We start from the raw sequence: 9,429 nt of genomic DNA on the forward strand, positions 1-9,429 counted from the left end.
AAATGTCATTATTTAGCTGAAATTTTCAAAACATTATAATACTTTATAATATATCGCTCGATAATAACTCAATAATCTTTTATTTCTAAAAAGCTTAATTCACATTAAAATTGAAAATTCAGCTAAAAAAGATTATGCCTATGAAACCCCTTTCAATATTGAACCAACATTAAACCTTAAAACTGTCTAGAAAAAAATCTTTTTTTTCAAACAAAAGCTTAAAACTGTCTAAAAAAATCTTCTTTTCAAACAATTTCCTCAATTACACATTTCAACACATATTTCATAAAGAATAAAATCTTTTCAAACAATTATTAAAAATGTAACTTAATATTATGAACTATCTAAAAAATTTTTTTTCAATTTATTTTTGTCGACTTAATATAAAAATTTCTTAAATGTATAATAGATACCAGAAATTAAAAAAAATTAATTTCCAACATTTTATCTAACTATCAAAGTTAGAACCTTATGTCACCAATGCGCTTAAGTTTCTCTTAAAAGTTAAATCTTTACAAATAACAAAGACTTTAAAAAGACTCCATAACTGTAAAAGATTAAATTAATACAAAGTTAAATCTTTACAATTATAAAAGTCAGCTAAAGAAATTAGATCTTTACTATGAAGGCCCAGTCATAACTTTATTAAAAACTTACTAGACCATTAAAAACAATCCAGAACTTAATAAAAAAAAATTACTAGACTATTAAAAACAATCCAGAACTTAATAAAAAAAATTACTAGACCATTAAAAACAATCCAGAATCTTATTAAAGATTTCCTAGACCATTAGAACTTTATAAATCGTTAAAGATTTAAACTTCCAATCAAACTTAAAACTTCACACCACACAGAAGTGTACATAAAGCATACATATAATATATAGTACTATAATAATTTATAAAGGTTTCCATTTTTTAAACAAAAATAAATAAAATCTAAAAAAGAGCAATCAGAAATAATAGCTGAAATTGTAAAAAGAAGAATTTTTATCCTTTAAAAAAATATACAGAGAAAAATAAATTTGTAAAAAAAATCATGCGCAAAAACTTAAAAAAACTATAAAAAAATTAAAAGATTCAAATGAATAAAATTCATTTTACTGTATACAAAAAAGCAAGATTAGTTTACAAAAATTATGGATTTTTTTTAAAAATTAGAATATTCGGATTGAACAAAATTATAGATTTTTAATCAACAAGGGGAAAATATAACCAAAATATTAATTAAGATTTTATAAAAATTTAGAAAATTAAATGAAAATTAAAGAAAAAATTAAATAAATTAAATAAAATTAAGAAAAAACTATAATTTTACTAACACCCCCTATATAAGATTTATAAAAAAGCATGATTTAATAAAAATTACAATCTAAAAGCAATATTCAAATAAAAGTATAAAATTCAAATTCATTAATAAAATTCAAAAAAATAATAAAAATTCAATAAAAATAACAAAATTCAAAAAAATAATAAAAATTCAATTTGAATAATAAAATTCAAATTCATTAACAAAATTCAAAAAACTTATAAAAATTTAATTTGATTAACAAAATTCAATTTAAACTGCAAAAGATTAATATATAATCAAAGATAAAGCAAAGGCAAGGATGGTGTGAGTCAAATGGAGCTAAAATTATGGAAAAGGAACTTTTCTCAAACTGGGCTTCCAATCCCAATATTGAAAACCTCTGCTTTAAAACATTGGATGGAAAACTAACAAATCTTATCTTTCACAGCAAAAGACTTAATGAAATGGATTATAAAAAAATACTTGAAAATTCCCTGGAACTGGAACTAAAACACAAACTAAAAGTAAAAACCATAGTCCTTTCAGTAGAAGAAGAGCATAATTTTACAAAAATAATGGATCATCATGACAAAAACAAACCCCATAAGATACAGGTAATATCAAGCCAAAGCATTGATGAGGAAATGGAACTTAAAAGAATAAAAAAACTGATAGTTAAAAAAAGACCAATAAGCAAAACAGATATAATTGCATTAATATTTTTACCTGTGATGAATTTATCAAAAGAAAAGGAACTTTTATTTGAAGGAGGAAGATTACTTACAAAAATTAAAGGACTTAAGGAAAATGAACTTGATGCAATATTAACACATCATATGACAAGGGCAATGGATTGTTTGGATTCAAATGAATTTAAGGAACTTTTAGAAGTTTATAAAAAAGGAAAAATTTCAATGGAAAGAATTCAAAGAATTTTAAAAGAAGTAAAAAGAATAATGAAAGAAGCAAATGAGTAAAAAAAGAAATTAAAAGAAGTAAAAAGAATAATGAAAGAAATAAATGGATAAAAAGAATTTTAAAAGAAGTAAAAAGATTAATGAAAGAAGCAAATGGGTAAAAAAGGGATTTAGATAAGGATTTAAAAAAAATAAAAAAAGAAATTTAAAAAATAATTGATTAAAAATATCAGAGATGAACTGAAAAAGTAAAAAAAGGATTTAAACTAATAATCAACCTTAATTCCCAAAATTTCTCTTTTAGGATTTAAACTAATAATCAACCTTAATTCCCAAAATTTCTCTTTTTCCACCATAAATGTCTCTTGCTATTTGAGCTGCTCCAATAGCTCCAGACTCACTTGAAATGATTTTAAAAAGATACTTGTCCTTGAAGTATTCATTTAACTTGGCCTCAAAGTCAACAGGTTCCTTCATAGATCCCATTGAACCTGTAAGTACGATTCCATCCACGGGATTCTTACTAACTGCAATAAGTCCTGCAATCTCCATTGCAACAGTCATAATCATGGAATCAATAGCTAAAACTGCTCTTTCATCCCCATTTTCATATGCATTAAGAAGGTCTTCCTTCATGAATGCAACCTTATTGTCAATGTTTGCAATCTTTACAGCTCCTGCATGGGAAAAACATTCATTTGCAGTTTTTCTTCCTTCATCAATGTCCCTAATCATTTCAAGATCCAACGGCCCATGAACAATGCCCATTGCACCGCAACATGCATCTATAGCTCCCTTTATCTTAGCATCCTCTATAAGAAGATCAACGCTGTTTGAACTGATATCAGCAACTATCATGTTTTCCCAATCTGTTTCAAGATATGCATTATATGCAATGCTTACCTTTTCAGGACTTGCATGATGGGAATATGCTGCCCTAAATAAGGGGTCAAGAAAATCACAATCCTTATGCAATCCAGGAATCATAAGACATGGAATATCAGTATTTTCTATTTCAGAATAAACTGAAGTGCCTCCACCAGTTACCTTGCCTGCACCATTTATGGATAATATTCCACGATTTTTAACCTTTTCCATAGGAAGAATGGTATTTATTCCATCTCCCATTGCATAGGTAACTATCATTAAATCAATATCACTTAAATCTACACGTTTTGATAATTCTTCAATGGCTGAAACTCTTCCAGCCTTACTGTCTTCACGAGAAATCTTAAAAACATCCAGAACTTTTTCATTATCCATTATTGCAAATGAAATTCCAGTAGTTCCATGATCCATTCCTACAAATACCATTTTTATCACTTAATAATATGAATTTTGATAAGAAAATAGAATAAATTAATTAAAATTAAATCAGAAAATTCAATAATTGAAAATTAAATCAAATAAACCCAATAATTAAAAATTAAATCAGAAAATTCAATAATTAAAAATCATTAAAGATTCACGATTTTTCGTGAATCTTTTTTTGCGTAAAATTTGTAATTTTGCCTTGATTTTTTTGAGTTTAGGGGTTATTATGTAAGCATAAGTGGTAGAAAGTGGTACTTGGTGTCATATATGTGGTACAAAGTGGTGGATTTCTATATTAACTAACGAAAGGGCGCCGGCTATGTTCATGGGAGAATATAACCATTCGTTAGATGCAAAGGGTAGAGTTATTGTTCCTGCTAAGTTCAGAGAGCAATTAGGAGATGTCTTCGTCATTTCTCAAGGTCTTGACGGATGTCTGTTTGTCTTCCCACGCAGCGAATGGACTAAATTCGAAGAAAAACTTAAAGAATTGCCTATGTCAGACAAGAACGCACGTAAGTTTGTACGTTTTTTCCTGGCCGGAGCATCAGAAACGGAAATTGATAAACAGGGCAGAATCCTGATTCCTCCAGTGTTAAGAGAATTCGCCGGTCTTACAAAGGATATTACTTTTGTCGGAGTCGGTGGCAGAGCAGAAATATGGAGTGCTGACAGATGGAACGAATCAACTTCGTTTGATGATATGGACGAAGTTGCACAGCATATGTCGGAACTTGGAATATAAGTTTTTCAAGAAAGGCTTTAAATGGAATTTGAACATATACCGGTTTTATATAACGAAACAATTAATGCTTTAAATGTAAAACCTGAAGGAATATATGCGGATGGTACCCTTGGCGGTGCAGGTCATGCCAGCGGTGTATGTAAGCTTCTTAATAAAGAAGGAAGATTCATAGGGTTTGATCAGGACGCTGAAGCAATTAAGACAGCCACACAAAGGCTTTCTGAATATAAGGAAAATACGAATATTGATATTGTTAAAAGCAATTACGTCAATATGCCTTCTGTTTTAAAGGAAATGGGTGTTGATAAGGTTGACGGAATCTTGCTTGATATAGGAGTTTCTTCTTACCAGCTTGATAATGGGGAAAGAGGCTTTTCTTATATGGAGGATGCAAAACTTGATATGAGAATGGATAAGGATAATCCTTTATCTGCCTATGAAGTTGTTAACACTTATACCAAAGAGGATTTGGCAAGAATAATAAGAAATTATGGCGAAGACAATTTCGCTAATAATATTGCAAAGCACATTGTGCAAAGGCGTAACGAAAAACCGATTGAAACAACCTTTGAACTTGCAGGGATTATCAAAGAAAGTATACCTGCAAAGATAAGGGCAACCGGTGGTAATCCGGCAAAGAGAACCTTCCAGGCAATAAGAATTGAGGTTAATAAAGAACTTGAAGTCTTGGAAAAGTCAATTGATGCAATGATTGATATGTTAAATCCGGGCGGAAGACTGGCTATCATCACGTTCCACTCATTAGAGGATCGTATTGTTAAGAACAAGTTTAAGGAAGCCGAAGATCCGTGTATTTGTCCAAAGACATTTCCGGTTTGCGTTTGCGGAAGAGTTCCTTTGGGAAAACAGATTACAAGGAAGCCGATTATCCCGTCAGAGGAAGAAATTTCAAACAATAAGAGAAGTAAAAGTTCTAAACTGAGGGTTTTTGAAAAGGCCTGATTTAAAAGGGAAGAAGAGAGGTCATTATGAGCAGAGTGAGGAAGAATAATTATAACAAAACAGCAAGAAAAGATACATATATTGAAGGAAATACCGTAAGAAAGTTTGATTTTGACTTTGAAGAGCTTGAAAACGAAGCGGCTTACGAAGAGGTTGAAAGAGAAAATTCGTATCGTCCGAGACGAAGAAGCCTTAGCATGAGCGGTGGCATGGCTATGTTACTTGCGCTTGTGTCTGCGGCAATCTTAAGCCTTTGTGTTGTTTACTTAAACAGAGAATTTGCAATCAGCCAAAAATCGGCACAGATTAATACTTTGAAAGCCGAGCTTGAGGATTTAAAGGCTGAAAACGAGGTATTAAATTACGATGTGAACAGCTATATGGATATTGAATATGTTTACACTTATGCAACGGAAGTTCTTGGCATGAGCGTTGCCACCGAAGACCAGATTGTTTTTTATGATGGCACAGACAAGGAATATTTGGTACAATACAAAGAGGTTCCGGAAGAGTAACGGAATTAATAAGATTAAAGGTAACAAAAAATGAGTAATAGATATACACCGGCAGACAAGGAAAGAACAAGCGACAATCAGTCAAAACGCATTAAGAGATACATGGCGAGGAAACTGATTATTGTATTCTTCCTTATTATGCTGGTGTTTGCTGTTTTATTCGGAAGAGTTGTTTATTTTAATTATACAAACGGAGATGCATATTCTAAGACGGTTCTCGATCAGCAAACATATTCAAGCACAACAATTCCATATAAAAGAGGAACTATTTTAGACAGAAACGGTAATGTTTTGGCACAAAGCATTATGGTCTATAATCTTGTTCTTGATCCTGCGGTTATGCTTTCCGATAATGATACATCAGATGATAACGATCATCCGTATTACGATGCTACAATTGAGGCTTTGGTAAACTGCTTCGGGTATGACGAAACAGAGCTTCGCGAAAAGATTGAATCTAATTCAAACAGCAGATACGTGGTTTATGAAAAGACACTTGAATACTACGATATTCAGGACTTTTTAACTGCAAAGGATGAAAATGCATATATTCAGGGCGTTTGGTTTGAAGAGGAATATGAAAGAAGATATCCTTATACAACGCTTGCCGCAACCGTTCTTGGTTTTGTTGATACGGACGGAAGTGCTTCTTACGGCCTTGAAGGCTATTACAATGATGTTTTAACGGGCGTAAACGGAAGAGAATACGGATACGTTGATGAAGACAATAATATGGAAAAGGTTGTAAAAGCTGCTGAAGACGGCTCAACTTTGGTTTCCACTTTGGATGTTTATATTCAGAGTATTGTTGAAAAATACATTGCTGAGTGGGACGAAATCTATGATGCCAAAAATATCGGCGTTATTATTTCAGACCCAAACACCAACGAAATTTATGCAATGGCAACCGATACGGTGTATGACCCAAATAATCCGAGGGATTTATCATATGCATATACCGAAGAGGAAATTGCAGAAATGAGCAACGCTGTAAAATATGCCGCAATCCTCGGAAATTGGAACAATTTCTGCGTTTATAACTCTTATGAACCGGGTTCGACTTATAAACCGATTGTAAGCGTTGCGGTTCTTGAAGAAAACATTATTGATGAGGATGTATATACTTATGAGTGCGATGGCTATAATGATGTTGGAATTTGGCATATCAAATGTAACGTTACAACCGGTCACGGCGTTTTGAATTTGCAGAGTGCGATTGCACTTTCCTGTAATGATTTCTTTATGGAGATGGGTGCGCTTCTTGGACCTGACAAGTTTCTGGAATATCAGCTTAAGTTTGGCTTTGGCCAATATACGGGCATTGACTTAAGTAATGAAAGATCATGTTCTAACCTTGTTTATTCAAGTGATACGCTTAATGAGGTTTCGCTTGCAATCAGTTCTTTCGGACAGGGATTTAATGTTACCATGATCCAAATGGCTTCTGCTTTTTCATCGATTATTAACGGCGGATATTATTACAAACCGCATGTTGTAAGCGAAATCATCAACAGTTCGGGCGGTGTTGAAGAGTATGTGGGAAGCGAAGTTGTTCGGATTACGTGTACACGGGAAACTTCTGATTATTTGAAGCAGGCGCTTTACCTTGGTGTTACTGAGGGTAGCGGTATTCCGGCGCAGATTACGGGATACAAGATTGGCGGTAAAACGGGTACAGCTCAGGTTAACGACAGAGAGTCGGAAAACTATGTTTACTCCTTCATTGGCTTTGTGGCTGATGAGGACGATAATCCTCTTATTCAGTGTTACGTTGTTGTTGACGAGTGCCAGACCGAAGAGGAAGAAACAGGTTCTTTTGTTGCATCAAGACTTTTTAAAGCTATTATGGAAGAGGTTTTACCGTATTTAAACATTTATCCTACAGAGATGGAGTGAGGTATTTGTGAAGGGCAGAGAAACCGGTAATGGGAATGTACGGCGTGTGCTTTGATGAAGAGATGGCGGGTAATTAATTTCGTTATATGATTGCTGATGATTTTTTCGCATGAAGCAGCAAAAATGGAATCCATTATGCAAAAAACTTGCAAAATAAACAGGTTTTCATTGACAAAAAGGCATAATCTGCTATAATATAATTGATTTTGCGAGAAACTCGTAAATGGAGGTGGAATTATGCTTTTGGAATTCAAAACCAGGAACTATAAGTCGTTTGTAGATGAGGTGTATTTTTCTATGACACCTGCGCCAAAGCAGAAAGGCCTGGATTACAGTATTCTTTCTATGAAGGCGGGAAGTAAATCTTATAAAGGCTTAAGCTCAGCTGTTATTTACGGACCGAATGCTTCCGGAAAAACAAATGTTATCGGTGCTATGGATACTTTTCGATCGATTGTCCTTCGTGGCAGTATCAGAAATGCGGATGTTGCATCTCCTAATGCAGCGGCTTCAGCGTTGGAGCTTGTCCCAAATTGTAATGGGGTAAAAGAGCCTACGGAGTTTTCTGTCAGATTTCTGGCTGATGGACTTTTGGTGGAATATTCTGTGAAAGCGGATCTAGGTTCTTTTATGGATACTGACTACCCAAGAAGGATCATGGAAGAGAAGCTGACAGTCAATGAAAAGCAGGTGTTTTTAAGGAATGGAGAGCTAATTGTTAATCTCCCGTCTGTAATCAAGGAATATGTGAATAAGAGCATAAAGAGAAAGACACCTAAGATGTTGGAACTGGCGATAGACAGCTTGTCAGATACGGAACTGTTTTTGACCAACGGATTTAAGTCGATTTACGCACGGGAGTTGGTAAAGAAAGTTACTTCGTGGTTCAATAACAAATTTATTGTTGTTTATCGTTCCGACGATATGCGCCTCGTCAGAAAGTTTGCTGATCCGAAGGCAAATACCGTTTATGTGGAGACAACTCTGACGGAAGCTGCAAGAGAGTTCGGTATAACGGGCAACGCTCTGGGCTACAAGTCTGCGGGAAAGGATGATGCAGAGGATACGGTTCTTTGTTCTATATTAGGAAATAAATTGCTTCCGGCAGAAGTCTTTGAATCTTATGGCACGATTCGGTTTATTAATGAATTTCCTCTTGTTATACTTGTTCTCTTAAATGGAGGAACGCTTGTCATGGATGAATTTGATGCATCTATTCACCCGATGGCGCTGATGAATATTATTAATGTATTCCATAATGATGATATCAATAAGAACCATGCTCAGCTGATATTTAACACGCATAATCCGATCTTCCTGGATTCATCCCTGCTCAGGCGGGATGAAATCAAGTTTGTCGAGCGCGACGATGAGACAGGAAACAGCGTTCATTATGCGCTCTCTGATTTCAAGACTGCTGATGGCGTTCGCAGGGGCGAGGATTATATGAACAATTATTTTGTCAGCAGATATGGCGCGATAAAGGATGTTGATTTCAGCCCGCTCCTTGAAAAGGTGATCGCCGGAAATGAGGTGGCCAGGGATGAGTGAAAAACTGGAAACAAAGAAGTTTGTATTCACGGTTGAGGGCGAAACGGAGCAGTGGTATCTGGAATGGCTCAGAGATCAGATCAACACATGCGAAGATCGTAAATATAATGCTGCGGTTGATACAAAAGTACAGCAGAGCCCCAGAAAATTTTATAAGACCGTAAATGCAAAGAGTGTGCCTGAGACTTTGTCAAGAAATTTGTGTAAGTCTTTTTTACTCATCTAATTCAGCATTCA

8 protein-coding genes are annotated in these 9,429 nt (G+C 34.0%); 7 read left to right on the forward strand and 1 reads right to left on the reverse strand.

All coding sequences use genetic code 11. The annotated features are described in order from the left end of the window. The first annotated feature begins 1,638 nt into the window (after positions 1 to 1,638). Positions 1,639 to 2,268, forward strand: a complete 630-nt coding sequence (locus tag Q0138_RS04885; protein ID WP_297981648.1) for a hypothetical protein — start codon at positions 1,639 to 1,641, stop codon at positions 2,266 to 2,268. A gap of 252 nt (positions 2,269 to 2,520) precedes the next feature. On the opposite strand, the gene Q0138_RS04890 is transcribed toward Q0138_RS04885, so the two are convergent. After that, positions 2,521 to 3,522 (reverse strand): methanogenesis marker 12 protein, encoded by a 1,002-nt coding sequence (locus Q0138_RS04890; RefSeq protein WP_297981649.1) that lies wholly within the window; start codon positions 3,520 to 3,522, stop codon positions 2,521 to 2,523. A gap of 319 nt (positions 3,523 to 3,841) precedes the next feature. Between Q0138_RS04890 and mraZ the strand changes: the two genes are divergently transcribed. The 6 genes from mraZ to Q0138_RS04920 all read left to right on the forward strand — a co-directional run bounded on the left by mraZ (position 3,842) and on the right by Q0138_RS04920 (position 9,418). After that, a complete protein-coding gene (mraZ, locus tag Q0138_RS04895) occupies positions 3,842 to 4,267 on the forward strand; it encodes a division/cell wall cluster transcriptional repressor MraZ (protein WP_297981650.1) in 426 nt (141 codons plus the stop codon). 21 nt (positions 4,268 to 4,288) lie between these two features. After that, complete coding sequence (gene rsmH / locus Q0138_RS04900; protein ID WP_297981652.1) at positions 4,289 to 5,230, forward strand: 16S rRNA (cytosine(1402)-N(4))-methyltransferase RsmH; 942 nt, start codon at positions 4,289 to 4,291, stop codon at positions 5,228 to 5,230. A gap of 215 nt (positions 5,231 to 5,445) precedes the next feature. Beyond that, positions 5,446 to 5,745, forward strand: a complete 300-nt coding sequence (locus Q0138_RS04905) for a septum formation initiator family protein (RefSeq protein ID WP_297981654.1) — start codon at positions 5,446 to 5,448, stop codon at positions 5,743 to 5,745. A gap of 30 nt (positions 5,746 to 5,775) precedes the next feature. After that, on the forward strand, positions 5,776 to 7,641 hold the full coding sequence (locus tag Q0138_RS04910) for a penicillin-binding transpeptidase domain-containing protein (RefSeq protein WP_297981656.1): 1,866 nt from the start codon (positions 5,776 to 5,778) through the stop codon (positions 7,639 to 7,641). A gap of 297 nt (positions 7,642 to 7,938) precedes the next feature. Next, on the forward strand, positions 7,939 to 9,192 hold the full coding sequence (locus tag Q0138_RS04915; RefSeq protein ID WP_297981657.1) for an ATP-binding protein: 1,254 nt from the start codon (positions 7,939 to 7,941) through the stop codon (positions 9,190 to 9,192). Continuing rightward, positions 9,185 to 9,418 (forward strand): hypothetical protein, encoded by a 234-nt coding sequence (locus Q0138_RS04920; RefSeq protein ID WP_297981659.1) that lies wholly within the window; start codon positions 9,185 to 9,187, stop codon positions 9,416 to 9,418. The genes Q0138_RS04915 and Q0138_RS04920 overlap by 8 nt, the downstream gene beginning before the upstream one ends. Positions 9,419 to 9,429: the final 11 nt, after the last annotated feature.

The organism is uncultured Methanobrevibacter sp., from assembly GCF_937906425.1.
Taxonomy (GTDB): Archaea; Methanobacteriota; Methanobacteria; order Methanobacteriales; family Methanobacteriaceae; genus Methanobrevibacter.

What these genes read in the sequence shown, in the direction of transcription:
- Q0138_RS04910 (WP_297981656.1), top strand. Translation starts at nt 5,776, where the DNA reads ATGAGTAATAGATATACACCGGCAGACAAGGAAAGAACAAGCGACAAT.
- Q0138_RS04890 (WP_297981649.1), bottom strand. Translation starts at nt 3,522, where the DNA reads ATGGTATTTGTAGGAATGGATCATGGAACTACTGGAATTTCATTTGCA.
- Q0138_RS04905 (WP_297981654.1), top strand. Translation starts at nt 5,446, where the DNA reads ATGTTACTTGCGCTTGTGTCTGCGGCAATCTTAAGCCTTTGTGTTGTT.
- mraZ (WP_297981650.1), top strand. Translation starts at nt 3,842, where the DNA reads ATGTTCATGGGAGAATATAACCATTCGTTAGATGCAAAGGGTAGAGTT.
- rsmH (WP_297981652.1), top strand. Translation starts at nt 4,289, where the DNA reads ATGGAATTTGAACATATACCGGTTTTATATAACGAAACAATTAATGCT.
- Q0138_RS04915 (WP_297981657.1), top strand. Translation starts at nt 7,939, where the DNA reads ATGACACCTGCGCCAAAGCAGAAAGGCCTGGATTACAGTATTCTTTCT.
- Q0138_RS04920 (WP_297981659.1), top strand. Translation starts at nt 9,185, where the DNA reads ATGAGTGAAAAACTGGAAACAAAGAAGTTTGTATTCACGGTTGAGGGC.
- Q0138_RS04885 (WP_297981648.1), top strand. Translation starts at nt 1,639, where the DNA reads ATGGAAAAGGAACTTTTCTCAAACTGGGCTTCCAATCCCAATATTGAA.